Genomic DNA, 26,163 nt, shown 5'->3' on the forward strand with positions numbered 1-26,163 from the left:
ATCCTAGACCAAGATCCATGAGCACAATGCCACTACCTTGGTATAGGCCTGCAAGCCAGCATTTTTAACGGTTCAAGCCAATGGGACGCAGTTGCACATACCCTGTCCACGCCCCGGACCCCGGCGCTGCCGGCGTCCCACAATGCCCCGGACCGACCGGAGCTGGAGTGACCGTTGATGGAACACCTCGAACTGCGCCCGGCCGCTCGCGACGACTGGCCCTGCCTGGAAAACCTCATGCAGTTCTATCTCTATGAGCTGAGCCGGTGGCTGCCCATCAAACTGGCGGCCCAGGGGCTGTATGCCCTGCAGTCCCTGGACGACTATTGGCGCCACCCGGCCACCCATCCCTGGCTGATCCTGGTGGCGGGAGAGCTGGCGGGCTTTGCCGTCGTCGACCAGCAACGCTGCGACAGCGATGCCCGCCACAATCTCGGCTACCTGTTCATTGCCCGACGGTTCCGGCGCCTGGGCGTCGGCCGGCAGGTGGCGCAACAGCTGTTCGAGCAGCACAAGGGACCCTGGCAGGTGATGCACTTCGAGGCCAACCTGCCCGCCCGGGATTTCTGGCAGGCCATGCTGGCGGGGCAAACCCCGACCTCGATCGTCGCCCAGGGCTATCCCGCCAGCCTGTACCGTTGGCCGGGCTGACGCTGCACCGGCACCCGCGCCGGGTTGCCCAGGCTGCGCCGGCGCGCGGCTTCCTGCACCGCACCCTGACGACATTGGCAACGTCCGCGCCGATCGCCTACCTTCTCCGGGACCACCCGCACAGGCCTGACCACCACCTGCCACCCGGCGCTCCATCTCATCTGAAGCACAGAGCCTCGCCCATGTTGTCGTCCACCACCCGCACCACACGCCTGCTGTTACGTCCACCGACCCTGGCCGACCTGCCGCAGGCCTGCGCCATCCACGGCGACCCGCAGACCCACCGCTTCAACCCCAGCGGCCCCGACAGCGCCGAAGCCACCAGCGACCGGCTGCACAGCTGGATTGCCCATTGGCAGCAGTACGGCTTTGGCTACTGGGCCATCGCCCGGCTGGACGCTCCGCAACAGCTCATCGGCTTTGGCGGGCTCATGCGGGCGCACTTCGGGCAGGAGGCCGGGCTGAACCTGTACTTTCGCTTCACCCCCCAAGCCTGGGGCCAGGGTTTCGCCAACGAGATGGCCCAGGCGGCCCTGCAACTGGCCTTCGGCGAACTGCTGGCGCCCCGGGTCACCGGCTTGGTGCGGCCCGACAACCTGCCGTCCCGGCGGGCCCTGGAACGCCTGGGGATGACGCTGGACGGCGAGCTGGAGGATTTTCCCGGGCAGCCACCGAGCCTGCTGTACCGGCTCAACGCCGAGGATCACCGGATGATCCGCAGCGGATGATATGCCGCTGCACTGAATATTTTTTCTCGGCGCTGCATCCAGATACGTCGCTCAGGGGTAGTACCCATAGCAGTCCTGAAAACTGCCAAACCGATCCCCAATGGAGAGCCACCATGCACGCCAGACAACGTCTTCTCTGCCTCAGCGCAACCCTGACCATCGCCTGCCTCGGCGCCCTGCCCGCCGCCCAGGCGCAGAGCGCATTGCCCGACAGCATCAAGGTGCCAGAGGGCCACAAAGTTGCCCTGGAAACCGTGGGCACCGGTGAAATCACCTACGAATGCCGGGACAAGGCCAACGCACCGGGCGAGACCGAGTGGTTCTTCGTCGGTCCCAAGGCGGTGCTCAGCGATCGCGGCGGCAAAGTGCTGGGTGACTACTTCGGCCCACCGGCCACCTGGCAGGCCAAGGACGGTTCGAAGATCACCGGGACCCAGGTCGCCGTGGCGCCGTCCAGCCCCGGCAACCTGCCCTATCAACTGGTCAAGGCCAATCCGGCCGAAGGCAAGGGGCTGATGAGTGGCGTCAGCTACATTCAGCGAGTGGCCCTCAAGGGCGGCGTGGCCCCCGGCAGCGCTTGCACCGCAGCCAACAAGGGCACCCGCGAAACAGTGAAATACCAGGCGGACTACATCTTCTGGGCGGCCCGCTGACTCGCCCCGCAAGATACCAGTACCGGCACCGGCAACTGGTCTACGCTGCTGACAGCCACCGCGCCGCCAGGGTGGCGGTGGCTGTCATCTGTCGCAGGTAAACGCCCTTGTCTCTACCCGAATCCCTGTTTGACCACGCAGGCTGTATCGCCGCTTGTGCCCGAGGCGAGCGCCAGGCCCTGGAGGCCCTCTATCACGAGGAAGGGCCACGCCTGCTTGGCGTCGCCAGACGCCTGGTACGCGACACGGCCCTGGCTGAAGACATCCTGCACGACGCCTTCATTCGAATCTGGCAAGGCGCAAGCGGTTTCGACCCGGAACGGGGCAGTGCCCGCGGCTGGATGTTCAGCATCACCCGGCATCTGGCGCTGAATTTCCTGCGGCGCCATGGCCGTGAGGTGCCCATTGATGAACCCTATCCCGAATACCCCCAAGCCCTTGATGTGCTGGCCATGAACACGGCGCCAGCCACCGCGCTGGCTGATGCCGGACGTCTTGAGCATTGCCTGGGGCAACTGCCCTCGCAACGCCGCGAGTGTCTCCTGCAGGCCTATGTGGACGGTTATTCACACGGGGAGATTGCCGCCAGGATGGCCACCCCGCTAGGGACGGTCAAAGCCTGGATCAAACGCAGCCTCAGTGCTTTACGGGAGTGCCTGGGATGAAGATCGCGCCACGGGACGACAGCGATCCCGCGCTCCAGGCCCTGGCCAGTGAATATGTCCTGGGCACCCTGGACGCCGAACAACGGCGCCTGCTCGAACAGCGCCTGCCCCATGAGCCCGCCTTGCGTAACGCCGTGCACAGCTGGGAACAACGCCTGCATCCACTCACCGCTTTGGCCGCTCCCGTCACGCCGTCGCCCCGGCTCTGGCGGCGTATAGAACGCAGCCTGGAGCAACTGGCTGAACCTGGGCCGGTTTCGGCTTCCGGCAACCCCGGGCGCTTCAACTCCCTGGCGCTGTGGCGCGGACTGGCCGCTGCCGGCCTGGCCGCCAGTGTCCTGTTGGCCAGCCTGCTGATGCTGCGCCCCCCTGCCCCGCCCGGTTACCTGGTGGTGCTGGTCGCCCCTCAGGACAAATCACCCGGTTGGGTGGTGCAGGCCAATGACACCCGGGAGTTGCAGTTGATTCCACTGGGCAGCATCGAGGTTCCGGCGGACAAGGCCCTGGAGTTCTGGACCAAGGCCGACGATTGGCAGGGTCCGGTGTCTCTAGGACTGGTCAAGCCCGGCCAGCCGCTGCGTGTGCCGCTTGATCACCTGCCGCCCCTGCAAACCAATCAGTTGTTCGAATTGACCCTGGAGGACCGCCAAGGCTCGGCGCTAGGCAGGCCCAGCGGCCCGGTGCAGTTCATTGGGCGCGCGGTAAAAACCCTGTAGCCAGGGTCAATCCCGTCTCGCCCCGGCGTGGCCACACCCTGGCAAGCGAGTCGGGTTCGAGGATTGACAAAGCCCGCGCCGGCTTTTACAACTGTGCACCTGATTTCAGAGTCTGCCGAACCATGTCCCAAGCCCCGACCCTCGATTCTCGCGCCATTGGCCTGCTGGCCAAGGCCGGAGCCTGGGTGGCTTGCAACTCTAAATCGAAGAAACAGTCGCTCATGTGACCGGGGCGCTGTGTCCCGTCAGATGAGCTGACAGGACATCAAGCGCGACGGACCTCCCCCCTGCTTACCGCCCTTCTACTCTTCTGACGACGACCCGACGGTCAACCTTCAGGAGAACACGCATGTCATCGTTTCAAGGAATCTGGGTCCCCATCGTCACGCCCTTTCACAATGGCGCCATCGACTTTGCCGCCCTGCGCCGGCTCAGCGCCCATCTGCTGGAAAGCGGCGTGGCCGGGCTGGTGGTCTGCGGCACCACCGGCGAGGCCGCGGCCCTGGACAAGGACGAGCAACTGGCGGTGCTCGACGCCGTGCTCGAACAGGCCCCCGCCGGGCGCGTCATCATGGGCCTGGCGGGCAACAACCTGAAATCGCTGCTGAGCCTGCAGCAGGAAATCCTCAAGCGCCCGGTGGCGGCCCTGCTGGTGCCCGCGCCCTATTACATCCGCCCCTCCCAGGCGGCCCTGGAAAGCTTCTTCCACAGCGTCGCCGATGCCTCCAGCGTGCCGCTGATCGTCTACGACATTCCCTACCGCACCGGGGTCAACCTGGACAAGGACACCCTGCTCAACATCGTGCGCCATCCGCGGATCGCCGCCGTCAAGGACTGTGGCGGCAACCTGGACAAGACCCTGGCGCTGCTGGCCAGCGGCGCGGTAGAGGTGCTGTGCGGCGAGGACCTGCAACTGTTCAATGCCCTGTGCCTGGGGGCCAGCGGCGCCATTGCGGCGGCGGCGCACATTCGTCCGGAGTTGTTCGTGCAGTTGCAGCGCCAGGTCATGGACCAGCAGCTGAATGCGGCCAGGGCCAGCTTCCGGCAACTGGTGCCCTTGATCCAGGCGCTGTTCGCCGAACCCAACCCGGCGCCGGTGAAGGCCCTGCTGGCCCATCAGGGTCTGATCGAGCCACACCTGCGGGCCCCGATGCAGGATTGCAGCGCTGCCACCGCCGCCCACCTGCAACACCTGCTGGCCGGCCTGCCCTGAAGGGCTTGCCCTACGGATCATCGGCATTGCCGTGCCTGCGGCCCGTAGGAGCTGGCTTGCCAGCGAAAGCGTCCTCAAGCCCGATGCAAGGTGCGAGGGCCTCTTCGCCGGCAAGCCGGCTCCTACAGAGGCGGGGGGGCACAGTGGCGCGGCAATCCCGATGCCCGCAAACGCCGATCGCTGCGGCGCGCGGGCGCTCTCAGCGGATCGGCGGGATGCGGATGTCGCCGGCCCGACACTGGGTCTTCACCCCTTTGCCGCACGGGCCGAACTCCAGGTCCCGGGTCAAGCACACGCGCACCTCGGACAGCTCGGGACCGCTGCAGAGAATGGCCACGCCGTTTTCCCCGATGCCCGGGTTGCTCTGGCGCAACTGCCGGGCAATTTCAGTGGCAGGCAAGTAGCGCACCGTGGTCGAAGGCTGCAGGACCTCGGGAATCTTGACCGAGCCCAGGGCCCTGTCCGCCGCGTCCAGGTAACCCATGCCCCCCAGGCCGCTGCAGGTGCCGTGCTTGGTCCACTCATGGTTCATCAGCTTGGCGGTGGGAAACAGGGTCAGGCCCTTGGCCCGCTCTTGCGGGGTCAACGGGGTCAGGGGTGGACAGGATTCGGGCCAGCCGCCCTTGGCGTACTGCGGCCACAGGCCGTGGAGGACCAGGCCGTAGCCCTTGCCCGAGCATTGCTCGTTTTCCGGGTGCATCAGGCAGAAGGTCGGCGACCAGGACAGGGTCAGCAGGTAGTAGTCGAAGGTCCCCGCCACCGAGTCCCGCTGCTGTTTGGGCTGACGTGCGTCGCTGATGCCCACCAGCCCCAGGGTCAGCACCAGGGCCGCCATCAGGGCAAAAAACTTTCTCATCGTGACCTCTCCTTGTGGAATCGAATCGTCCTGGCCCCGCCATCGGGGTGGAGCCGCCGGCACACCGCTCCACCTTCTTGGCATGCCGGGGTTGCAGGAACATGACATGCGCCGCGCCTGTCCCGGCAAAGCCGGCCAGGCGCGGCGGCGACAATACAACAGGCAGGCGCTCAGGCGCGATCAGTGACCAACATCCAGTGCCGCGACCTGCTCGGGCACGCTGACAAAGACGCTGTAGCGGGCCCCTTCCATGGCCTCGAAGGCGATCAGCTTGTGCACCAGCGGCTCGCTGAGCACCTTGCCGGCATTGAGCAGCAACATGCCATTGTCGGCATTGAGGTTGCGACGCAGGACCATCCCGGCCTGCAACTCCCGGGTGCCCAAGACCCTGACGCTTGGATCATCGACGGTCACGTCACTCAGATAGGCCGCGCAGACCTGGACGAAGCTTTCCACCAGATTGGGGTCGTACAGGCGACCGGCGTACTTGCGAATGAACAGCAGGGCTTCGTCGCTGTTCATGTGGCGCTCCAGGATCAGCCCGCACTGCAACTCGATGAAATCCACCGCCAGCTTGAGCAGGCGCGAGCCCCAGGGAATCGCCTCGCCCTTGAGGTGCCGGGGAAAACCGCTGCCGTCCCAGCGTTCCTGGTGATGCAGGATCAGGCGTGCCGCGTCCTGCATCGGCTCCAGGGCCATCAGCACCGACTCGCTCTGCTCGGGATAGGCCCGGTAGCGCTCCTGTTCGGTATGGCGCAACAGGTCCGCGGGGGCGACCAGCATGGCATCGCTCCAGCTCAGCTTGCCGATGTTGTACAGGGCGGCGGCCATGGCCAGGTCGCGGCTGGCGCTCTCGTCCAGGCCATGGGCTGTGCAGCAGGCGCGCACCAGCTCGATGATCTTGCGGTTGGTCTGCTTGTCCGCCGGCAGGCGCAGGTTGGCCAGCAGCGAGAACACCTCGGTGGCGGTGACGTAACTGTGCTTGAGCTCCTCATAGGCCAGGTCCAGCATGTCGGCGGTCTGCTGCAGCTCCGCGGTGCGTGACGCCACCCGCTGTTCCAGCCCGGCATTGCTGGCCTTGAGCTGGCGGTTCTGCTCCAGCACCAGTTGCTGCAGGCGCTTGAGTTCACGTTCGGCCTGCTGGTGCTCCAGCCCCTGACGCAGGATCAGCAGCAGTTCTTCGTCATTCCAGGGTTTGCTCAGGTACTGGTGGATCTGCCCCTGGTTGACCGCCTTGATGATGGTGCTCACGTCGGCGTAGCCGGTCAGCAGAATGCGCCGGGTGCCCGGATAGCTCTCGCGCACCCGGGCCAGCAAGGTGGCGCCGTCCATGTTGGGCATGCGCGCGTCGCTCATCACCAGGTCAACCGGACGCTCGGCGAGCATCTCCAGGGCCCTGGCGCCGCTGTCGGCCAGTAGCACGTCATAAGGTTGGCCGCGCAGCAGGCGCCGCAGGCTGTTGAGAATCGATTCTTCGTCATCCACCAGCAACAGGCAGGGACGCCGGCCAGGTTCGACGGACTGCGGCTCTTCCATGTGATGCATCTCCCGGTGATCCCTTGGATTGGCCGGACACCCCTGACAGGCCACCGGCCAGTTGCTCGATTGCCTTGGCAATCCTAGTCATATTTTGCTTTTGCGCTCTGGCCCGACGTTAAAAAAACCTCCGCAGGTCCAGAACACAGTGACTATGCTCACAGCGTTGAACGCAGGCTCAGGGCACTAGGGACGGTCTATGGATACTGGCTGCGACCCGCAGACAACAGCGCAAGACACTCCGGGCCCGCCCTCTGCGCGGGTCAATCGGCGAGTGCTGATCGTCGATGACAGCCCGGAGATCCACGAAGACTTCTACAAGATTCTCGCCCCGCGGCAGGCACCGGACCTGGGGCCGCTTGAGGAGCAACTGTTCGGTCAAGCGGCGCCTGGCCCCGCGCCGACCTTCAGCCTGGACTCGGCATTCCAGGGCCGCGAAGCCCTGGCCAAGGTCGAGGCGGCACTGGCCCAGGGCACGCCTTATGCCATGGCCTTCATCGACATGCGCATGCCGCCGGGCTGGGACGGCCTGCAAACCATCGAACAGCTGTGGCTGGCCGACCCCGAGCTGCAGATCGCCCTGTGCACCGCCTACTCCGACTACTCCTGGGAGGCCCTGGCCGAGCGCCTGGACTTCGGCGATCGCCTGCTGATTCTGAAAAAACCCTTCGACAGCCTGGAAATCCGCCAGATGGCCAGCGCCCTGACCTGGAAATGGCAGATGGCCCAGGACGCACGGAACAAGCTCGACGACCTGCAGCGGACCATCGAGGAGCGGGTCGCCGAACTGCTCAAGGTCTCGCACCTGCTGCACTACGATGCGCTCACCGGGCTGCCCTCCAGCACCCTGCTGGGCGACCGCCTGAGCCAGGCCATGGCCCGGGCCCGGCGCTATGGGCAACAGCTGGCGGTGCTGTTCCTGGGCCTGGACCGTTTCAAGCGGATCAACCAGGCCCTGGGCTACCCGGCCGGCGATGAACTGCTCAAGCGTATCGCCCAGGGCCTGCAGCAAAGCATGCGCGAGTCGGACTCGGTCTTCCGCTACGGCTCCGACGAGTTCGTGGTGCTGGTGCATGACCAGCAGCCGCCGCCCCAGGTGCGCAGCGTCGCGCAAAAACTCCTGGCCACGGTGAACCAGGTGCACGACATCGCCGGGCACGAACTGCAGGTCACCGCCAGCCTGGGGATCAGCCTGTATCCCGAGGATGGCCAGGACGCCCTGACCCTGATCAAGAAGGCCGAGATGGCCATGCGCAACAGCAAGGACCAGGCACCGGGCCGCTACGGTTTCTTTACCGAGGACATGACCCATCGGGCCCGGGAACAGCAACACCTGGAGTCGGGCATTCGCCAGGCCCTGGAGCATCGGGAGTTTGTTTTGCACTACCAGCCAAAAATCCACCTGGCCTCGGGCCAGGTGGTCGGGGCCGAAGCGCTGATCCGCTGGTTCAGCCCGCAACGGGGCTGGGTCAGCCCGGCCCAGTTCATCCCGGTGGCCGAGGACAGCGGCCTGATCAACGCCGTCAGTCGGTGGGTGCTGGGCGAGGCCACCCGCCAGTCCCGCGCCTGGCAACAGGCCGGGCTCGCACCGATCCGCCTGTCGGTCAACCTGTCGCCCAGCGATTTCCGCCAGCCGCAGTTGCTCGCCCAGTTGCAGAGCGCTCTGCAGGACAGCGGCCTGGACCCGACCCTGCTGGAGCTGGAAATCACCGAAGGGGTGCTGATGCAGAACGTCGAGGCGACCCTGGTCACCCTGCTGGCCATCAAGACCCTGGGGGTGCGCCTGGCGGTGGACGACTTCGGCACCGGTTACTCCAGCCTCAGCTACCTGCGCAAGTTTCCGCTGGACGTGCTGAAGATCGACCAGTCCTTCGTCCACGGCCTGAGCCACGACCCCAAGGATGCGACCCTGGTCAGCGCCATCATCCAGCTGGGGCGCAACCTCAACCTGAACGTGATTGCCGAAGGGGTGGAGACGGCGCAGCAGCTGGCCTTCCTGACCCAGCAAGGCTGTGAGGAAGGCCAGGGCTACTACTTCAGCAAGGCCCTGCCGGCGGCAGACTTCGCCCGGTTCCTGCAAGGGCGGGCCGCACCCGCCGGGCAGGGCCAGCCATGAACCGCGCAGCACCTGCGGGCCGGCCGCGGCGGCGCCACCTGGGCGTGGCGCTCTGGTTGCTGCTCGGCATCGCCCTGCCCGCCGTCCCGGCGCCCCTGGACGAACCGCTCAAACCCCTGCCCGCGGCCCCCGACCTCGACCCGGGGCGGGTGGAACTGGGGCGCCGGCTGTTCAACGAGCCGCGCCTGTCCCAGGACCACAGCCGCTCCTGCGCCAGCTGTCACCGGCTGGACCACGGCGGCGCCGACACTCAGGCCAAGTCCCTGGGCATCAAGGGCCAACCGACCCTGGTCAACGCTCCCAGCGTATTCAACGCCGCGCTGAACTTTCGGCAGTTCTGGGACGCCCGCGCCGACAGCCTCGAAGCGCAGATCGACCAGGTGGTGCAAAGCCCGATCGAGATGGGCAACAACTGGCCCGACCTGCTCCGCACCCTGAGTGACGACCCCGACTACCGCCAGCGCTTCGCCGAGCTGTACCCGGATGCGCTGACCGCGGCCAACGTGCAGGACGCCCTGGCCAGCTACGAACGCACCCTGCTCAGCAGCGGCTCGCGCTTCGACCAGTACCTGCAAGGCAACACCGAGATCCTCAGCCTGGACGAGAAATACGGCTACCAGCGCTTCAAGGACTACGGCTGCATCGCCTGTCATCAAGGGGTCAACATCGGCGGCAACATGCTGCAGAAATTCGGCGTGATGGGCGACTACTTCGCCGCCCGGGGCAACCCCACCCAGGCCGACCTGGGCCGCTTCCTGATCACCGGCGACGAGCAGGACCGCAACGTCTTCAAGGTGCCGAGCCTGCGCAATGTGGCGGTCACCGGGCCCTACTTCCACGATGGCTCGGCGCAGACCCTGGAACAGGCGGTCGAGGTGATGTTCAAGTACCAGCTGGGCCGGACCCCAAGCCCCCAGGACACCGGCCTGATCGTCAAGTTTCTCAAGACCCTGACCGGGCAATGGCAGGACAAGCCCCTATGAAGCTGCCCCGCCTGCCCGTCACCCTGTTCACCCTGCTGATCCTGGGCCTGGTCCTGGCGCTGGCGTTCCTCTACGTGAAGACGGTCATCGGCCAGACGGCGAACTACACCCTGTCCCGGGACCTGATCGGTCACATCAAGCAACTGAATGCCCAGTGGGAAACCGAGGTGCTCAAGGCCCGCATCGCCATCACCCATGACTACGATCCACTGGTGCTGCCGGTGCAGCAGATCAATCAGCTGTGGAGTCGCTTCGATCAGGTGTCGCAGCAGGAGCACATCGACCCCGAGGCGTGGCAGGCCAGTCATCAGGCCTTCCTCGCCGCGTTCAAGGAAAAGGCCGACCTGGTGGAGCGCTTCAAGTCCCACAACTCGGTGCTGCGCAACTCCCTGGCCTTCCTGCCCACCGCCGAGGACGACATCCAGAGCCGCCTGGCCGGGCTGGATGACAGCCAGCGCCTGTCGCAGCAGAGCATCGCCATCGACACCTACGACCTGCTGCTCAGCAGCCTGGAGTTCGCCCAGGTATCCAGCGACGACAAGGCCGCCGACATTCTGGTGGGGCTGAACAAGCTGGAGGTGAACAAGGAGCGCCTGCCCGAGGCCATGCACGAACCGGTGGCCATCCTCAGCAACCACGTCTCGGTGATCCTACGCGAACAGCCAGTGGTCAACCAACTGCTGGAGAAAATCACCTCGATCCCGGTGGCCCAGCGCCTGGACGAGATCAACGCCCTGCTCAACCGCGACCAGCTCCAGGCCGACCTGCAGGACCAGAAGGCCCATCAGTACCTGCTGCTGTTTTCGACGCTGCTGGTGCTGTTGATCCTCTATCTGGTGATCCATCTGGTGCGCAGCTACGGGGTGATCCGCCGGGTCAACACCGCCCTGCAGAGCGCCAACGAACACCTGGAGCAACGGGTCGAGGAACGCACCCACGAGCTCAAGGAAGCCCAGAGCGAACTGCTGCACGCCGCGCGCCAGGCGGGCATGGCGGAAATCGCCACCAATGTGCTGCACAACGTCGGCAACGTGCTCAACAGCGTGAACATCTCCAGCGAACTGCTGAGCCGTACCCTGCGCTCCAGCAAGGCTCAGGGCCTGGGCAAGGCGATGCAACTGATCAACCAGCACCAGGACAACCTGGGGCAGTTCTTCACTGAAGACGAAAAGGGCAAGCTGCTCCCCGGCTACCTCAACCAACTGGTCGCGGCCATCGCCAGCGAGCAACAGGGCATGAGCGACGAGCTGGCCCAGCTCGGGCGCAGTATCGATCACATCAAGGAGATCGTCGCCACCCAGCAGTCCTATGCCGGCGCCTCACGGCTGATCGAACCCCTGCGGGTCAACGAACTGATCGACGACGCCCTGCGCATGAACGCCGGGGCCCTGGTCCGGCACCAGGTCACGGTGGTCAAGGACTACGTCGAAGTGCCCGCGGTGATGGGCGACAAGCACCGCATGCTGCTGATCCTGATCAACCTGATCAGCAATGCCAAATACGCCATGTCCGACCTCGACGAGCAGTCCCGCACCCTGACCATTCGCGCCCGGGTGCTGGAGGGCCGGACCCTGCGCATCCAGGTTCAGGACCAGGGCGAAGGCATCGCCGCCGAAAACCTCACGCGGATCTTTGCCCACGGCTTCACCACCCGCAAGGAGGGCCACGGCTTCGGCCTGCACAGTTGCGCCCTGGCCGCCATGGAGATGGACGGCCAGCTCAGCGTGCACAGCGACGGGCCGGGACTGGGCGCCACCTTCACTCTTGACATCCCGCTGATCGACGCCGAGAACCCCACATGGACTCACTGATCAACCGCCGGATTCTGCTGATCGACGACACCCCCGCGATCCACGAAGACTTTCGCAAGATCCTCATGCCGCAGAGCCAGGACGCCGGCCTCGACGATCTGGAGGCGCAGTTGTTCGGCGCCCCGACCCGCACCCGCCAGCAGCCCTTCGAACTGGACTCGGCCTACGGCGGCGAGGAAGGCCTGAACAAGGTCACCCAGGCCCTGGCGCAGCAGCGCCCCTATGCCCTGGCGTTCGTCGACATGCGCATGCCCCAGGGCTGGGACGGGGTGCAGACCATCGAACGGCTGTGGCAAGAGGACCCGCGCCTGCAGGTGGTGGTGTGCACCGCCTACTCCGACTATTCCTGGGAAGACCTGCTGGAGCGTCTGCAGGGCCACAACCGCCTGCTGATCCTGAAGAAGCCCTTCGACAATATCGAAGTCCAGCAGATGGCCAGCACCCTCACCAGCAAGTGGGAGATGACCGCCCGTGCCCTGCTGCAGATGCATCACCTGGAGAACCTGGTGGCCCGGCGTACCGCGGACCTGGAACGTGCCGGAACCGCCCTGCAACAGGAGATCGACGAGCGCAAGCAACTGGAGAACCAGCTGGTGCAGTCGGAAAAGCTCGCCTCCCTCGGGCAACTGGCCGCGGGCGTGGCCCACGAGATCAACAACCCCATCGGCTTCGTCGCCTCCAACCTCGGCAGCCTGGCCGGCTACCTGCAACAGATCGGCCAGATGCTCAGCGCCTACCGCCAGAGCGAAGAAGCCATCACCGCACCGCAAGTGCGCGAGCACCTGCAAAGCCTGCGCGAAAGCATCGACCTGGACTTTCTCCAGGAGGACATCCCGCTCTTGATCAAGGAATCCAAGGAAGGCATCGGCCGGGTCGAGCAGATCGTCAAGGACCTGAAGAACTTCTCCCGGGTCGACAGCGATCAGCAATGGCAACTGGCGGACCTGCAACAGGGCATCGACTCGACCCTGAACATCGTCGCCAACGAGATCAAGTACAAGGCCGACCTGGTCAAGGACTACCACGAGCTGCCGCAGATCGAGTGCCTGCCCTCCCAGCTCAATCAGGTGGTGATGAACCTGGTGGTCAACGCCGCCCAGGCCATCGGGCCGGAACGCGGCACCATCACCCTGCGCAACGGGGTGGACGGCGAGCATGTCTGGCTGGAGGTGAGCGACACCGGCTGCGGCATCGATGCACAGCACCTGCAGAAGATTTTCGACCCCTTCTTCACCACCAAGCCGGTGGGCAAGGGCACCGGCCTGGGCCTGTCGCTGTCCTACGGGATCGTCAAGAAGCACGGCGGGCAGATCAGCGTCCGCAGCCAACCGGGGGTCGGCAGCACCTTTCGCGTGGAGCTGCCGATCCGCCAGGCGCCCCGGACAGCGACCGAGCAAGCGCACTGAAGCACCGCGCCCCTCCCCGGCCAAACACCCGCAACCCTTGCCCTCAGCTCATCGAGCTTCCGGCCCGGGGCGCCTGGGCGCAGAGGTGCAACAGGGCGTCGCCATCCAGGGGCGGGCTCAGGTACCGCCCCTGAACCTCATCGCAGCGAATGTCCCGCAACGCGGCAAACTGCTCCGGGGTATCCACCCCTTCGGCCAGCACTTTCAGGCTCAGGGCATGCCCCAGGTCGACGATCGCCTGGACGATCGAACGGCCGGCCGGACTGCGACCCAGACCGGCCACCAGACCGCTGTCGATCTTCAGGCCGTCCAGGGGATAGGTCCGCAGGTCCTGCAACGCCGAACAGCCGCTGCCGAAATCGTCCAGCACCAGCTGCACCCCGAGGGCCTTGAGCCCGCCCATGATGTCCTGCACCGGGCGCCCGTCGTCCAGCAGCGCCTTGTCGGCCACCTCCAGCAGCAGACGCGAGGGAGCCAGCCCGCTCTGAGCGAGCACCGAGCGGATCCTGGCCACCAGCTGGCCGCGCTGGAACTCGCAGGCCGACAGATGCACAGCCAGCTGCAGGTGTTCGGGCCAGGCCCGGGCCGCGCGGCAGGCCGCCTGCAGCACCCAGTTGCTCAGCGGCAGGATCAGTCCGGTGTCCTCGGCGATGGGCATGAACACCTCGGGCCCCAGCAGCCCGCGCTGCGGGTGCTGCCAGCGCACCAGCACCTCGGCGCCCTGCCATTGGCCGTCGCCCAGCCGATAGCGCGGCAGGAACTGCAGGCTCAACTGGTCCTGGTCGATGGCGTGACGCAGGTCGCGCTCCAGGCCGCGGCGCTCGATGATCCGCGCATTCATGTCGGCGGCGTAGAAACGCCAGGTGCTGCGTCCCGCCGCCTTGGCCTCGTACAGGGCCATGTCGGCAAAGCGCAGCAGTTCTTCGGCCTGGCTGGCATCGGCCGGGGCCCGGGCGACTCCGATGCTGGCGCTGATGAAGACTTCATGCTCGCCAATGTAGAACGGCTCCTCGATACGCTGGATCAAGCGCCGGCACAGGCCGTCGATTTCCGACTGGGCCATCTGCCCGGGCACCACCAGCACGAATTCGTCGCCACCGACCCGGGCCACCAGGTCCTCGCTGCGCAGGCAGTGGGACAGGCGCTGGGACACCTCGTGCAGCACCTGGTCGCCGGCGGCATGCCCCAGCAGATCGTTCACCGGCTTGAAGCGGTCGAGGTCGACGCTGAGCATCAACAGCGGCTCGCGCAGCACCCGCGGGGCCGACAGCCGATCTTCAAGGTATTCGCGCATGCGCATGCGATTGGCCAGGCCGGTGAGTGCATCGTGCTGGGACAGGTATTCGATGCGCCGCCGGGCCGCGACCTCCTCGGTGATATCGCTGGCGGTGCCACGGTAACCGCCGCCGTCCATGGCCCGTACCGAGAGGCGGCAGATCCGCGGACGGCGCTGACCGTCCAGGTAGGCGCATTGCAGCAGGCTCTGGGAACGCCGCTGCGAGGCGCTCAGCCAGTGGCGCAGCGATCCCTGCTCGGCGCTCAGCAGCTCATGCATCGGCCGCCCCAGGGCCGCCTCCCGGGACAGGCCGGTAACCGCCTCGAAGCGCTCGGACAGGTAGGTGAAGCGCAACTGCGGATCCACTTCCCAGATCCAGTCGGAAGCCGCTTCGGCAACATCGCGAAAACGCTCCTCGCTGGCCTCCAGCGCGCCCCGACTGCTGCGCAGGGCCTGGACCTGATCATCGATGAGCCGCGCCGCCACCGCAGAGCGCCGCAGCAGCAGGATCGCCATCAGGCCCACCAGCAGTCCGGCCAGCAGCAACAGCGGGATCACCAGCACCAGCAACTGGTGCCCCGGTCGCGTCGGCTGCCAGTGCAGGGTTCCGGCACCGTCGGGCAGGCTCAGGGTCGGCTGCGGGCTCGGCGCCCCGGCGTCGACCCGCTGCAAGCGCTCGATGCCCGCCTCACGGCCCAGCACCAGCAAACGGCTCGGGTCCAGCCACACCACGAACACCAGCACCGACTGCGGGCCGTCATCGACCGGCACTTGCGGATCGTTGCCCGGGCTCAGCACGCTGGTGAACACCAGCGCCGGTGTCCCGCCGATCGCGTGATAACGGCTGAAGACCTTGCCATCGGGCGCCTGGCGCACCTGCGCCAGCCAGGGTTGCAGCGCATCGCCGAACCAGTCCCGGGCCTCCATCGCCTCCAGGCGACCGGACACCATCGCGTAGGCCGTGCGATCGGCCGGGTCGATGACGAACACCCCGTCAAAACCCAGGTCGCGGTACAGGGACGAACCGAAGTTGTGCCGGGTGTAGGCCCAGTCCGGATCGACCTTCAGGTGCAGGTGCTGATAGGCATCGCCCCACTGCGCATAGTCCTTGACGGTGCTACGGGCATGGTTTTTCAGCGATTGCAGGGCCTTTTCGATTTCCAGGCGGTTGTGCTGCTCGGCAGCCAGGTTCTGGTCGAGGGCGATGTACACCAGCAACACGCCGGTGAAGAGGAACAGCGCCAACAGCAATCCCGAGCATCCGAGCAAGGTGGCGCGGGCCAGCGCCTGATTCGAGATGCTGCGCACCGGCGTCAGATCAAGACCTAGGTTTTCCATAGTGCTCCAAGCGCCATAGCGAAAAACCGACCGGTGTGCTCCAAGCTCACGCGGCCCGAGATGAAGCTCCTGCTTGCCTATTAGACGATAGACAGTATTTCCCCCCCGGGCCTGAAGAAACGCCGGGGGCGAAAGCCGTGCAGCCATGGCGATGGGGTCAGGGCAGGACGCCGGCGACCGGGCAACGGGCCGGCGGCGTCCGACCAGAGGCGACCGGGGTCAGTCCCGGCCTGGGCGGGGAGTCACTTTGGGCAGCTGCTGCACCTGGTGATAGATGCTCAGGCCCAGCCTCTGGGCGATCTGCACCATGGCGTCGCAGCCGGCCGAGGCACCGCCGATGCGCAGCAGCGCGTCACAGCGCTGCAGCAGGCGCTCGGCATAGGCGTGGAAGCGCTGGTTGTAGACCTCATCGCCCACCGCCCGGGACCCGGCCAGACGGGTCATGGGCAAGGCCACCCACTCCCCCAAGAGCGGGAAATGCCCGGCCTCCAGCACCTGGGCGGCGCACTGCTCCATGGCCTCGACATTGCGCGCCAGCAACAGCGGATCGTCACCGGTGCCGGAACGGTAGGGGCCGGCCACCAGCACCGTCAGGCTGCGAGGCTTGAGCACATGCAACTGCAGGTACTGCAGGAGCATGATGGTCTTGCCGTCGGCGATCTCGCCGCTCTTGATCATGTCCAGGGCCTGGTCGATATCCAGCTCCAGGACTTCGATGTCCTCGCCTTCGTGCTCCAGCCCGCCGCCCTCATCGATGCGGTCTTCGGCCTGGTAATGGCCGATGAAGAAATGCACCCGTTCGGTCACCGAGCCCGGACTCATGAACGCGTCGAAGACCTTCTGCACCTCGCCCACCCGGCAACCGGTTTCCTCTTGCGCTTCCTGGCGGATGCGCACTTCCGGGCTGGCGTTGTCCAGCAGCCCGGCGGCCGTCTCGATCAGGTAACCGCTGTGGTCGTTGACGAAGGCCGGCATGCGGAACTGCCGGGTCAGCAGCACCGTGCGCCGTTCCAGGTTGTACAGCAGGATCGTCGCACCATTGCCGCGGTCGTAGACCTCACGCTCCTGGGCCTGCCAGCTGCCGTCGCGGCGGCGCAGTTCGAAGCTGTATTTCTTCAGCACGTACCAGTTGTCGGAGAGGGTCTTCTCGGCGGTGATGCGGATGGTTTCCTCGCTCATGGCTGCTCCTGAGTGTGTGGGCCGGCGGGGCGAAACCCCGACAATTGTTCCAGCAACTGCACGCGGTAGGCCGGGGTCAGGGCGAACCCGCCCGCCACCTGGTGCAGATGACCGTCCGCCAGCCGCGCGCGGAACCAGTCGCGGATGAAATCCGGGGCGTAGCCGCCGGTGCTGAAGCCCTTGGCGAAGGCGATCATGTCCTGATAGACCTCCAGGTAGGCCTCTTGGCTGGGGACCGGGTAGCGGTTCTGGTACAGCCAGAACTGCAGGTCGTACAGCAGGTACGACAGCGGGTCGGCGTGCAACGCAAAGTAGCGTTTGTCCTGGACGATGCGCAGGGCGATCTGGCGGATCAGCGGCCCCAGGTCAGGCACGTGCGGGCAGTGTTCAAGCAGCTCCTGCAGCAGTGGCGAGAACGGCGCGCTGGCGACCGTGTCCAGGTCGTCGAGGTAATCCTGCTCGGAGGTGTCATACACCTCCCAGGACACCAGACTGCGGACAAAGGCCTCGAAGTTCGGCGCCAGGACAGTCACCTCGTAGTCGCCCTCCTGGTCCACGTGCACCACCCGGGGTTCACCCTCGGGGCCGCACTCGCGGTAGTCCAGCGCGATCATGTCATGCCCGGCGGAGGGGCAATTGCAGATGTACACCCCCAGGTCCGGGTAGCCCCACTCCTCGATCATGAAGCGGCTGCCCAGGTCGCCGCCCAGGGAGTAGCGGCTGTCGCGACCGATGCTCAGGAAACTGTCGATCGCGCAGTGGTCCTCGGCCCAGGAGGTGCCCTGCTCCGTGGGGCAACAGCACAGGTGCGGGTAGCCACCGTTGTAACGCTGCATGAACGCCACATAGGACGGCGGCAGCCGATAGCCCAGCTGGGCTTGCAGCTCGGCGATCAGGGCGGCGCTCGCCGGTGGCTGGTTGATCTTGCGGCTGCTGTCGTGGTCCCAGAACGCGTCCAGGTCGATATCGTGGGGGAAGTTGCTCATCCGATGCATCCGTTGCGGTTGAAGGTCGGCCTGTGCCAAAAGCTGCACAGGCTACCGCAATCCTGCCTCAGAGCCACCAGCGCAGAAGGAAAAAGAACCCCATGCTCAGCAGCATGCTGACCAGGGTATTGCGGGTGTAGATCACCAGCACGATGGCCACCAGGGAGCTCGAAAGGTAGGGATTGTCCCAGTGCAGGTTCAACTGCTGATCGGGCATGAACACGATCGGCCCGCAGATCGCCGTGAGCATGCCCGGCACGGCAAAACCGAGGAACTGCCGCGCGTTGCTGCTCAGGCGCAGCGGCAGGCGCGGTTCGAGAAACACGTAGCGATTGAGAAAGACCAGCAGGCCCATGCCGAAAATCACTGCCCAGACCATCATGCGCGCCCCCGATACAGCTTGTTGCAGACAAAACCCGCACTCATCCCCGCCAGCCCCGACAGCACCAGGGCCGAGCCCCAGTGCCAGTAGCTGAACAGCACCGAGCAGAACAGCGACACCGCCACACAGACCACGGTGGGCACATTGCGCACCAGCGGCGTGATCAGGGCGATGAAGGTGGCGGCGATGGAAAAATCCAGGCCCAGGTGTTCCAGGCCGGGAATGCTCTTGCCCAGCACGATGCCCAGCAGGGTGAACAGGTTCCAGGCCACGTAGAAGGTCAGGCCCACGCCCAGGGCGTACCAGCGGTCGAACTGCTGCTTGTCGTGGGCGCTGGTCAAGGCGAACAGCTCGTCGGTGAGCAGAAAGCCCAGGCCCACTCGCCAGCGCCCGGGCAAGGGCGAGATCACCGAGCGCATGCTCATGCCGTAGAGCAGGTGCTGGGAGGTCAGCAGCAGCGTGGTCAACAGGATCGAGAAGATCCCCGCCCCGCCCTTGAGCATGCCGATGGCCACCAGTTGCGCGGCACCGGCGAAGACGATGCTCGACAGCCCCTGGCCCTGCAGCGGCGTGAGATTGGCCTCGATGGCCATGGAACCGGCCAGCAGCCCCCAGGGCGCGGTGGCCAGGGACAGCGGCATGATGGCAATGGCACCGCGGATAAACGCGGCGCGGGGCAGAAGAACGCTGGACATAACACCCTGCACACAGATGACGGACGCTGACTGTGCCAGCTGGCACGGCGCCTGGCTTGAACGATCTTGCGCAATTGCCCACCGCCGCGCTTTTTTTGCAACCACCAAACGCCGTAGGAGCGAGCTTGCTCGCGATGCACTCAAGAACGCCGCGTTGCCCCCGTGAACGCGGCGTTTTCGTTGACCACCATCGCGAGCAAGCTCGCTCCCACCCTTGATCAAGCGCCCGGACTGATCATGCTGGCGGCGCGAACCGCAGCGGCCACTGGCTTGCCAGCGAAGGCGTCTCCAAGACCAGCACAAGACCTGCGGGCCTCTTCGCCAGCAAGCTGGCTCCTACGGGAAACAGGGGGATGCAAACGACAACGCCCCTCACGAGGGAGGGGCGCTGGCTGATGCTACGAGCGGATTACAGCTGGATCAGGTTGCTGATCTTCACGTCCGGATCGACGTCGGCTTCGTAGTCGACCCCTTCGATCTCGAAACCGAACAGGCGCAGGAACTCATGCTTGTAACCGACGAAATCGGTCATTTCGTAGAGGTTCTCGCTGGTGACCTGGTCCCACAGCTGCTTGACCCGATCCTGGACTTCGGGTTGCAGTTCCTTGTAGTCGGCACGCAGGCGGCCTTCCTGGTCGATCACCGGCTCGCTGTTGTACAGGCTGTCCTTGTACAGGCCGTAGACCTGCTCGATGCAACCTTCGTGGCTGCCCTGCTCCTTCATCACCTTGAACAGCAGCGACAGGTACAGCGGCATGATCGGGATCGCCGAGCTGGCCTGGGTGACCACGGCCTTGAGCACCGACACCCGAGCGTCGCCGCCCAGGTCGGCCAGTTGCTGGCGCATGCCGATGACTTTCTGGTCCAGGTCCTTCTTGGCTTCGCCAATCGAACCGTTCCAGTAGATGTCGTGGGTCAGCTTCTCGCCCAGGTAGGTAAAGGCGGTGGTTTTCGCGCCTTCGGCCAGGACACCGGCGTCGTGCAGGGCGTCGATCCACATCTGCCAGTCTTCGCCGCCCATCACCGCCACGGTGCCGTCGATCTCTTCCTGGGTCGCCGGTTGCAGGGTGGTTTCCTTGACGATTTCCTTGTCGGTGTCGACACCGCGCAGGGTCACGGACTTGCCCAGGGGCTTGAGGGTCGAGCTCAGCACTTCACCGGTCTTGGGGTGGGTGCGGCGCGGCGCGGCCAGGCTGTAGACCACCAGGTCGATCTTGCCCAGGTCGCGCTTGATGGTTTCGATGGTTTCGGCCTTGACCGCGTCGGAGAAGGCGTCACCGTTGATGCTCTTGGCGTACAGGCCCTTTTCTTCGGCGAACTTGTGGAACGCCGCGGTGTTGTACCAGCCGGCGGTGCCCAGCTTGCCGTCAACGCTGCCGCGCTCGAAGAACACGCCCAGGGTGTTGGCACCGCAGCCAAAGGCGGCGGTGATCCGCGCGGCCAGGCCGTAGCCGGTGGAGGCGCCGAGTACCAGTACGTTCTTCGGCCCTGCGTCGATGGCGCCCTGCTGGGTGACGTAATCGATCTGCTGCTTGACGTTGGCTTCGCAACCCACCGGATGGGTCGTCACACAGATAAAGCCGCGAACGCGGGGTTTGATGACCATTCACAATCTCCCAATTTCAATGTGCCAGGCGCCGGTAACGGCGGCGGCAGTGTCACTTGCTAAGGTCGTAGACGCTCACAATGGCTTCGCGTCACCAACTGATGGAATTTGCCCGGCTGGCCGAGGCTTGGCGCCCCCGTGCCGGCACCCTCGGGGCGACATCCAGGCGGCCAGGGCCGAGACTCTAGCAGCTGCACCGGCAGGCTTGTGCATCCACTCGGCGAAATTTCTGCGGCCACGTTCATCAACAGGTGATGAAGTCCGGCCGGCCTGTGCTTCAGGGCATCCTGTCCAGCGGCAGTTGCTGGCCCTGGCTGCGCGCCTCGTACCAGCGCTGTACCACGTCCGGCAGGCGCTGCTTCCACGCAGGCTCGGTGGTGTAGTAGCGCACCCGCACTTCATCGGCGGGGCCCACCACTGCCAGCAGCGCGACCCACAACTCACCCTGGGCACCGCGCACGAAAATCGCCGCATGGGTGGTAGCCAGCCCCTGCAGCCACATATCGGTGACCTCGGCGCCCGGAAGCTCGGCCGAGGTGTCCTGGGAGAACACCGAGCCGCTGTCGAGCAGGGTCTGGTAATCCTGTTGCAGCAGCTTGCGGGCTCGCTGGTCTTCTGCCTCGGTACGCACCAGCGCGGTGGACAGCAAATCGTACTGGTTCTCCAGGATTTGCCGGGAGGCCACATAGAGTCCGTCGTAATACACCCCCGAACCGGCGCCGCAGGCATAGGCATCGCCCTCCTGGGTCACCTGCAACAGACCGTTGCGCGGGGTGAAGCGCAGCTTGCAGCCCTCGACGCCGTAGCGGGCTTCACCGTCCTTGAGCTGCAGCTTGCCCGCCAGCGCACCGGAATTGGCGCCGCCCATGGCCGACAGGTCGAAGCTCAGACGATCCTCGCCGCTGCGCCGGATCACCAGCTCACCGCCGTAGAACGGGCTGACCGAGACCCGCTGCCAGGTGCCCTGCCAGCTGAACGGGATGTTCACATAGCGCAGCACCGTCAGCCGGCTCAGGTATTGGCTGCGCAGACAGCCCAGATCGGCCTGGCACTGGTCGCGCTGCTTGAGCCATTCACGCTGGCCCAGGCGCAGCGCCTTGGGGTCCTTGGCCTCGGCCAGGGCGGCCGTCCAGGTCTTGCCCAACCGGCTGTCCAGCCCGGCGGTATAGGGGTCGGCGCAGATGGCCTTTTCACTGGCACTGGCGGCCTTGGCGCAGTCGAAACTGCTGGCCTGGGCGCCCTGGCCACAGGCCAGCAGCGCCAGCAGCAAGCCACTGGCTCGCAGGGGATGAACAAGGGGGGCGAACATGGGTCGATTCCATTCAACGAAGGCCGCGCCAGGATACCTGCAGCAGAGCCATCTGCCGACGACAATATCGCCCCGGCATGGCCCGCCAAGGCACGCGGCAGGCCCGCAGTTTTAACGCGACAGGCGGCAACCAGTCGTACTAAGCTCTGGTTTTTATCCCCCAAGGGCACTGCATGAAATGGATGCTGCAGGCACTGTTGCCGCTGTTGAGCCTCACCGCTCAAGCCGGTGAGTTGCGCATGCTGACCGACAACCACCCGCCGCTGCACTTTCAGCAGGGCCCGCACATGACGGGCTTCGCAGTGGAGGTGGTGCAAGCCCTGGCGCAACGCACCGGCGACCCGGTGCAGGTGCAGCAACGCCCGATGCTGCGCGCCCTGCGCGATGCCAGCGAGGACGCCGACACCGCGGTGTTTACCATCCTGCGCACCCAGGAGCGTGAATCCCGCTACCAATGGGTCGGCCCGCTGATGCGCACCGAAACCGCGCTGTACACCCGCAGCGGCGACACTCCGCCGATCAGCGACCTGAGCCAGGCCCAGGGCCAGATCGCCGTACCGCGCAAATGGCTGGTCTACAGCTACCTCAAGCAGCAGGGCCTGGACAACCTGTGGGGCGTCGACAGCCCGGAAATCATGATGCGCCTGCTGCAGATCGGCCGCGTGCAGTACGTGGTCGCCGACACCATGAGCGTCAGTACCTTCGCCAGCAATGTGGGCCTGCCCTTCGAACAGTTGCGCTACCAGATGCCGCTGATGCACCAGGACGCCTACATCGCCTTCTCGCCCAAGGTCGATGCAGCCCAGGTGGCCCGCTGGCAGCGGGCCCTGGACGCGATGAAAGACGATGGCAGCCTGCAAGCGCTCATGCAGCGCTGGCATATCGATCGCACGCCCCCACAGGTGGGTGAATTCAAGCCATGACCCGCCTTGTCCAATGGAGCGCCATGCCCCATCAACTGGCACTCAACTGCCCGCAATGCGGGGCCCAGGCGCGCTTCGACTTCGTCGTCTCCAGGCCCATCGCGCGCAAGGTCGATGTGCCGTTCTTCGCCGACCATCCACTGCTGGACTATCGGCAAGAGCAGGACAGCTGCGGGCACTACCGTCACTACGCCCTGTACTTTCCCGGCCTGCACGGCGACCCGACTCACAGCCTGGGTCCGCTGCCCGAAGGCTACCTGGCCAGCCACTGGCAGTGTTCACCCTACTGGTATCGCGATCACGGCCTGGACCTGGGCTCGCTGGCCTGCGAACACTGCCGGTACTCAGCGCGTCACACGCTCAACTGGCCGAGCGAGGCCTATTTTTCCGTGGCCTACAAAGGCCAGATGCTCTGGGCCTTCAACCGCGAGTCGGCGCTGGCCCTGCACGACTACCTGGAGTCAGCGCAACGCGATCCCGGCGGCTATCCCTGGCGCAGCTTCCTGCTGCACATCCCGGGGGCCTTCAAGCACCGCAAGGCGCGCCAACCGCTGACCCGCCTGCTCAAACGACTGCTGATGCCGGGCTGAGCCCCGCGCCAAGGAATGTTCCATGCCGACCTTTACCCCTGCCCGCCCGCTGCATCGCCTCCATTGCGCCGGCTGCGGCTGGCACCTGGCGATACTCGGCCAGAGCGAGGCCAGCGTGCGCAAATGCCCCTGGTGCGGCAGCCATGAATTCAGCGACCAGCCCCCCAGCCGCAGCGGCGCCGGGCAGGTCCTGCAATGCAAACACCATGGCCCGGTGGTGGTGCAGGTGCTTGACGACAACATCGACAGCCAGGACTTTCTCGACAATCTGTATTGCCCGTTCTGCCCCTGACCCGTAACGAACTGGCTCGCTGATTCTGCGAAGCGTTTTCTGACGCGCGCACGGCACTAAATCTCGTCCACGGCAGCTACATTCGCTACTATGGCGTGCCGATTTCTGCCTTTGCCGACCCGCCAAACCGGAGCTTCAATGCCTACCCCCAAGGACCTTGCCAGCGACAGCGGCGCGCCGATGATTCCCGAGCAGCGCCGCGAGCAGATCCTGCGCCAGTTGCGCAAGCATCAGGTGCTCAGCGTGCATCAGTTGATGGAGATGTTCGACTGCTCGCACATGACCGTGCGCCGGGATATCGCCCTGCTGGAACAGGAAGGCCGCGCCCACTCGGTGACCGGCGGCGTGCGCATCGCCAGCCAGTTGCACAGCGAGCCCAGCCACCAGTCCAAGGCGGTGGTGGAACTGCCGCAGAAGCAGGCCATGGCCAAGCTCGCGGCGGGCCTGTTGCACGCGGACATGACGGTGTACCTGGACGCCGGCACCAGCACCCTGGAGATCGTGCCCTACATCAAGGCGCTGTCGGGGATGACCGTGATCACCAACGATTTCGGCGTGGCCCAGGCCTTGATGGAGGCGCCCCAGGTCACGGTGATTCACACCGGTGGCCAGTTGGATCACTCCAACCATTCCTGTGTCGGCGGGCTGGCGGTGGCCACCCTGCGTCAGGTGGTGACGGACATCGCCTTTATCTCCACCAGTTCCTGGGACCTGCGCCGGGGCATCACCACGCCCTCGGCATTGAAGGTCGAGGTCAAGCAGGTGGCGATGCAGTCGGCGACCCAGGCGGTGCTGGTGGCCAGCAGCTCCAAGTACGGCACCTTCGGCATGTACAAGATCGCCGAGCTGGAGCAGTTCGACATCATCATCAGCGACGCCGCCCTGGCCCCGGCGGCAGCGGACGGGATTCGCAAGCACGGGGTGGAGTTGCTCCTGCCGGCACAATCCTGAGTCAGCGGTAACCCCCAACACGTGCAATCCGTGGCGACGGCGCGTGCTCCCGCGCGTCTGCGCAGCAGACGCAATGCCTGATGCCCCTCAACGTCTGAAAGGTTGCGCCGTCCGGGTTTGGGGCGGCTGCGCCGCCCAGCGGGAGCAAGCTCCCTCGCCACCCAGAGCGTGCATGGCCGCTAGCGGGGTTTCTCGGTTTCGGCCATGAACTGCCCCAGCTCGCGGGCGTAGAACCGGGCCATGCCGGTGGTGCCATGCCCGCGGGTTTCGGCGCTGGCGGGAATCAGCAGCAGGCGAGCATCTTTCACTTGCTTGAGCGCCGCTTGCAGGGTGCCGGTTTCCGGCGGGTTGCGCTCATCGTCCGCCGAGTTGATCACCAGCACCGGGGCCTGGATCCGGCCCAGGCCCGGCGCGGCGTTGTAGTCCGCCGAGGACTGCCACTGGTAGATAAAGTCGTTGGCATCGGCGCTCTGTGGCGCCTTGAGGCGCTCATCCACCAGCTTGTCGGCCTGGGCCCGGGTCGGCGCCAGCGCCTGATAGGCCAGGGTGCCGCCGCTGGTGCCGGTGGCGAACAGGGCGTTGGCCAGGCGCAGGGACGGCGGCTGGACCCGATAGTTGCCGTTGTCCCAGGCCGGATCCTGCTTGATCGACTCCACCAGCAGGCGGCGCATCATCCAGTTGCGCGACGCCATCTCGGTGGGCTGAGAGGCCATGGGCACCAGGGCGTCCATCATCTGCGGCCAGTTCTGGCCCCAGAGCCAGGTCTGCATGCCGCCCATGGAATTGCCGATGATCAGCCGCAGGTGCTTGATCCCCAGCCCCTCGGTGACCAAGCGGTACTGGGCCTGGACCATGTCGTCGTAGTTGTACTGGGGAAAGCGCGCACGCAGGCCATCGGAAGGCTTGCTCGACTGGCCGACACCAATGCCGTCGGTGGCAATGATGTAGTACTTGCTCGCGTCCAGAGGCTGCCCCGGGCCGAACAGTTCACCGCCAAAATCCTTGCTCAGCAGGTCGCTGGCCGGCCGGTAGGTGCCGTGCAAGTAGAGGATCGCCGGGTGCTGGGGGTTGCCCAGGGTGATGTAGTGCAGTTTCAGGTTGGCCAGCTGTTCGCCGTTGTGAAAGGTGAATTGCGGGGCGACCCAATCGCCCTCGGTGGCCGGCGGCAAGCTCGCGGCCGCGGCCAGGGACATACCACCCAGGGACAGAATCAGGCCGAACGCGGCCCGGCAGACAAGACGCTGCATGAAAAAACTCCTGTGTTTATCGCTACGAATCATCGCAAGCCGTTCGTGGCCTGCG

The 26,163-nt window shown here is 65.7% G+C and carries 24 protein-coding genes; 14 read left to right on the forward strand and 10 right to left on the reverse strand.

The features are described 5' to 3' along the window. Positions 1–177: 177 nt before the first annotated feature. The 6 genes from L1O02_RS17105 to dapA all read left to right on the forward strand — a co-directional run bounded on the left by L1O02_RS17105 (position 178) and on the right by dapA (position 4,626). Positions 178–651 (forward strand): GNAT family N-acetyltransferase, encoded by a 474-nt coding sequence (locus L1O02_RS17105; protein WP_060839038.1) that lies wholly within the window; start codon positions 178–180, stop codon positions 649–651. Positions 652–833: 182 nt separating this feature from the next. Next, entirely contained in the window at positions 834–1,379 is a 546-nt protein-coding gene (locus tag L1O02_RS17110; RefSeq protein WP_108543405.1) for a GNAT family N-acetyltransferase, read from the forward strand. A gap of 113 nt (positions 1,380–1,492) precedes the next feature. Continuing rightward, entirely contained in the window at positions 1,493–2,032 is a 540-nt protein-coding gene (locus L1O02_RS17115) for a DUF3455 domain-containing protein (RefSeq protein WP_108543403.1), read from the forward strand. Between the two features lie 107 nt (positions 2,033–2,139). Then, complete coding sequence (locus tag L1O02_RS17120) at positions 2,140–2,697, forward strand: sigma-70 family RNA polymerase sigma factor (RefSeq protein WP_108543401.1); 558 nt, start codon at positions 2,140–2,142, stop codon at positions 2,695–2,697. Then, positions 2,694–3,413: an anti-sigma factor gene (locus tag L1O02_RS17125; protein WP_060839034.1), complete on the forward strand. Its 720-nt coding sequence runs from the start codon at positions 2,694–2,696 to the stop codon at positions 3,411–3,413. The genes L1O02_RS17120 and L1O02_RS17125 overlap by 4 nt, the downstream gene beginning before the upstream one ends. A 349-nt stretch (positions 3,414–3,762) precedes the next feature. After that, positions 3,763–4,626: a 4-hydroxy-tetrahydrodipicolinate synthase gene (dapA, locus tag L1O02_RS17130; RefSeq protein WP_108543399.1), complete on the forward strand. Its 864-nt coding sequence runs from the start codon at positions 3,763–3,765 to the stop codon at positions 4,624–4,626. A gap of 199 nt (positions 4,627–4,825) precedes the next feature. On the opposite strand, the gene L1O02_RS17135 is transcribed toward dapA, so the two are convergent. Further along, on the reverse strand, positions 4,826–5,482 hold the full coding sequence (locus tag L1O02_RS17135) for a ribonuclease T2 (RefSeq protein ID WP_060839032.1): 657 nt from the start codon (positions 5,480–5,482) through the stop codon (positions 4,826–4,828). A gap of 180 nt (positions 5,483–5,662) precedes the next feature. Next, complete coding sequence (locus L1O02_RS17140) at positions 5,663–7,018, reverse strand: HD domain-containing phosphohydrolase (RefSeq protein ID WP_060839031.1); 1,356 nt, start codon at positions 7,016–7,018, stop codon at positions 5,663–5,665. 199 nt (positions 7,019–7,217) lie between these two features. On the opposite strand from L1O02_RS17140, the gene L1O02_RS17145 reads away from it, so the two are divergent. Genes L1O02_RS17145 through L1O02_RS17160 form a run of 4 tightly spaced genes read left to right on the forward strand, consistent with a single transcriptional unit; the run spans position 7,218 to position 13,334 of the window. After that, positions 7,218–9,134: an EAL domain-containing protein gene (locus L1O02_RS17145; RefSeq protein WP_108543397.1), complete on the forward strand. Its 1,917-nt coding sequence runs from the start codon at positions 7,218–7,220 to the stop codon at positions 9,132–9,134. Continuing rightward, positions 9,131–10,117, forward strand: a complete 987-nt coding sequence (locus tag L1O02_RS17150; RefSeq protein WP_060839029.1) for a cytochrome c peroxidase — start codon at positions 9,131–9,133, stop codon at positions 10,115–10,117. The genes L1O02_RS17145 and L1O02_RS17150 overlap by 4 nt, the downstream gene beginning before the upstream one ends. Continuing rightward, entirely contained in the window at positions 10,114–11,928 is a 1,815-nt protein-coding gene (locus tag L1O02_RS17155) for a DAHL domain-containing protein (protein ID WP_108543395.1), read from the forward strand. The genes L1O02_RS17150 and L1O02_RS17155 overlap by 4 nt, the downstream gene beginning before the upstream one ends. After that, positions 11,916–13,334, forward strand: a complete 1,419-nt coding sequence (locus L1O02_RS17160) for an ATP-binding protein (protein ID WP_060839027.1) — start codon at positions 11,916–11,918, stop codon at positions 13,332–13,334. The genes L1O02_RS17155 and L1O02_RS17160 overlap by 13 nt, the downstream gene beginning before the upstream one ends. 43 nt (positions 13,335–13,377) lie before the next feature. Here the strand turns inward: L1O02_RS17160 and L1O02_RS17165 are convergent, their stop codons facing one another. From L1O02_RS17165 to L1O02_RS17195, 7 genes are all read right to left on the reverse strand, one after another. After that, positions 13,378–15,948: an EAL domain-containing protein gene (locus tag L1O02_RS17165; protein ID WP_060843424.1), complete on the reverse strand. Its 2,571-nt coding sequence runs from the start codon at positions 15,946–15,948 to the stop codon at positions 13,378–13,380. 219 nt (positions 15,949–16,167) lie between these two features. Further along, on the reverse strand, positions 16,168–17,127 hold the full coding sequence (gene nudK / locus L1O02_RS17170; RefSeq protein ID WP_060839025.1) for a GDP-mannose pyrophosphatase NudK: 960 nt from the start codon (positions 17,125–17,127) through the stop codon (positions 16,168–16,170). Next, entirely contained in the window at positions 17,124–18,113 is a 990-nt protein-coding gene (locus L1O02_RS17175) for an SMI1/KNR4 family protein (RefSeq protein WP_108543393.1), read from the reverse strand. Before L1O02_RS17175 ends, nudK begins: the two co-directional genes overlap by 4 nt. 67 nt (positions 18,114–18,180) lie before the next feature. Next, the gene (locus L1O02_RS17180) at positions 18,181–18,492 is read right to left on the reverse strand and encodes an AzlD domain-containing protein (protein ID WP_164990737.1); all 312 of its coding nucleotides are present in this window, start codon (positions 18,490–18,492) and stop codon (positions 18,181–18,183) included. Then, complete coding sequence (locus L1O02_RS17185; RefSeq protein ID WP_060839022.1) at positions 18,492–19,190, reverse strand: AzlC family ABC transporter permease; 699 nt, start codon at positions 19,188–19,190, stop codon at positions 18,492–18,494. The genes L1O02_RS17180 and L1O02_RS17185 overlap by 1 nt, the downstream gene beginning before the upstream one ends. A 409-nt stretch (positions 19,191–19,599) precedes the next feature. Beyond that, complete coding sequence (fabV, locus tag L1O02_RS17190; protein ID WP_060839021.1) at positions 19,600–20,796, reverse strand: enoyl-ACP reductase FabV; 1,197 nt, start codon at positions 20,794–20,796, stop codon at positions 19,600–19,602. Positions 20,797–21,073: 277 nt separating this feature from the next. Beyond that, a complete protein-coding gene (locus L1O02_RS17195; RefSeq protein ID WP_108543391.1) occupies positions 21,074–22,105 on the reverse strand; it encodes a lysozyme inhibitor LprI family protein in 1,032 nt (343 codons plus the stop codon). A gap of 173 nt (positions 22,106–22,278) precedes the next feature. On the opposite strand from L1O02_RS17195, the gene L1O02_RS17200 reads away from it, so the two are divergent. The 4 genes from L1O02_RS17200 to L1O02_RS17215 all read left to right on the forward strand — a co-directional run bounded on the left by L1O02_RS17200 (position 22,279) and on the right by L1O02_RS17215 (position 24,861). Beyond that, positions 22,279–23,028, forward strand: coding sequence for a transporter substrate-binding domain-containing protein (locus tag L1O02_RS17200; RefSeq protein WP_235758348.1), 750 nt, complete (start codon positions 22,279–22,281; stop codon positions 23,026–23,028). Then, positions 23,025–23,618 (forward strand): hypothetical protein, encoded by a 594-nt coding sequence (locus tag L1O02_RS17205; RefSeq protein ID WP_235758350.1) that lies wholly within the window; start codon positions 23,025–23,027, stop codon positions 23,616–23,618. The genes L1O02_RS17200 and L1O02_RS17205 overlap by 4 nt, the downstream gene beginning before the upstream one ends. A gap of 22 nt (positions 23,619–23,640) precedes the next feature. After that, the gene (locus L1O02_RS17210) at positions 23,641–23,910 is read left to right on the forward strand and encodes a hypothetical protein (RefSeq protein ID WP_060839017.1); all 270 of its coding nucleotides are present in this window, start codon (positions 23,641–23,643) and stop codon (positions 23,908–23,910) included. Positions 23,911–24,048: 138 nt separating this feature from the next. Then, positions 24,049–24,861, forward strand: a complete 813-nt coding sequence (locus tag L1O02_RS17215) for a DeoR/GlpR family DNA-binding transcription regulator (RefSeq protein ID WP_060839016.1) — start codon at positions 24,049–24,051, stop codon at positions 24,859–24,861. 179 nt (positions 24,862–25,040) lie between these two features. Here the strand turns inward: L1O02_RS17215 and L1O02_RS17220 are convergent, their stop codons facing one another. Further along, positions 25,041–26,108, reverse strand: a complete 1,068-nt coding sequence (locus L1O02_RS17220) for an alpha/beta fold hydrolase (RefSeq protein ID WP_060843420.1) — start codon at positions 26,106–26,108, stop codon at positions 25,041–25,043. Positions 26,109–26,163: the final 55 nt, after the last annotated feature.

It is taken from the genome of Pseudomonas sp. BC42, from assembly GCF_021560055.1.
Lineage (GTDB): Bacteria > Pseudomonadota > Gammaproteobacteria > Pseudomonadales > Pseudomonadaceae > Aquipseudomonas.

Coding starts and splice junctions, on each gene's coding strand:
- L1O02_RS17185 (WP_060839022.1), bottom strand. CDS start 19,190: ATGTCCAGCGTTCTTCTGCCCCGCGCCGCGTTTATCCGCGGTGCCATT.
- L1O02_RS17125 (WP_060839034.1), top strand. CDS start 2,694: ATGAAGATCGCGCCACGGGACGACAGCGATCCCGCGCTCCAGGCCCTG.
- L1O02_RS17220 (WP_060843420.1), bottom strand. CDS start 26,108: ATGCAGCGTCTTGTCTGCCGGGCCGCGTTCGGCCTGATTCTGTCCCTG.
- L1O02_RS17210 (WP_060839017.1), top strand. CDS start 23,641: ATGCCGACCTTTACCCCTGCCCGCCCGCTGCATCGCCTCCATTGCGCC.
- L1O02_RS17140 (WP_060839031.1), bottom strand. CDS start 7,018: ATGGAAGAGCCGCAGTCCGTCGAACCTGGCCGGCGTCCCTGCCTGTTG.
- L1O02_RS17150 (WP_060839029.1), top strand. CDS start 9,131: ATGAACCGCGCAGCACCTGCGGGCCGGCCGCGGCGGCGCCACCTGGGC.
- L1O02_RS17105 (WP_060839038.1), top strand. CDS start 178: ATGGAACACCTCGAACTGCGCCCGGCCGCTCGCGACGACTGGCCCTGC.
- L1O02_RS17115 (WP_108543403.1), top strand. CDS start 1,493: ATGCACGCCAGACAACGTCTTCTCTGCCTCAGCGCAACCCTGACCATC.
- L1O02_RS17215 (WP_060839016.1), top strand. CDS start 24,049: ATGCCTACCCCCAAGGACCTTGCCAGCGACAGCGGCGCGCCGATGATT.
- L1O02_RS17205 (WP_235758350.1), top strand. CDS start 23,025: ATGACCCGCCTTGTCCAATGGAGCGCCATGCCCCATCAACTGGCACTC.
- L1O02_RS17160 (WP_060839027.1), top strand. CDS start 11,916: ATGGACTCACTGATCAACCGCCGGATTCTGCTGATCGACGACACCCCC.
- L1O02_RS17145 (WP_108543397.1), top strand. CDS start 7,218: ATGGATACTGGCTGCGACCCGCAGACAACAGCGCAAGACACTCCGGGC.
- L1O02_RS17180 (WP_164990737.1), bottom strand. CDS start 18,492: ATGGTCTGGGCAGTGATTTTCGGCATGGGCCTGCTGGTCTTTCTCAAT.
- L1O02_RS17200 (WP_235758348.1), top strand. CDS start 22,279: ATGAAATGGATGCTGCAGGCACTGTTGCCGCTGTTGAGCCTCACCGCT.
- fabV (WP_060839021.1), bottom strand. CDS start 20,796: ATGGTCATCAAACCCCGCGTTCGCGGCTTTATCTGTGTGACGACCCAT.
- L1O02_RS17165 (WP_060843424.1), bottom strand. CDS start 15,948: ATGGAAAACCTAGGTCTTGATCTGACGCCGGTGCGCAGCATCTCGAAT.
- L1O02_RS17110 (WP_108543405.1), top strand. CDS start 834: ATGTTGTCGTCCACCACCCGCACCACACGCCTGCTGTTACGTCCACCG.
- L1O02_RS17175 (WP_108543393.1), bottom strand. CDS start 18,113: ATGAGCAACTTCCCCCACGATATCGACCTGGACGCGTTCTGGGACCAC.
- L1O02_RS17135 (WP_060839032.1), bottom strand. CDS start 5,482: ATGAGAAAGTTTTTTGCCCTGATGGCGGCCCTGGTGCTGACCCTGGGG.
- dapA (WP_108543399.1), top strand. CDS start 3,763: ATGTCATCGTTTCAAGGAATCTGGGTCCCCATCGTCACGCCCTTTCAC.
- L1O02_RS17195 (WP_108543391.1), bottom strand. CDS start 22,105: ATGTTCGCCCCCCTTGTTCATCCCCTGCGAGCCAGTGGCTTGCTGCTG.
- L1O02_RS17155 (WP_108543395.1), top strand. CDS start 10,114: ATGAAGCTGCCCCGCCTGCCCGTCACCCTGTTCACCCTGCTGATCCTG.
- nudK (WP_060839025.1), bottom strand. CDS start 17,127: ATGAGCGAGGAAACCATCCGCATCACCGCCGAGAAGACCCTCTCCGAC.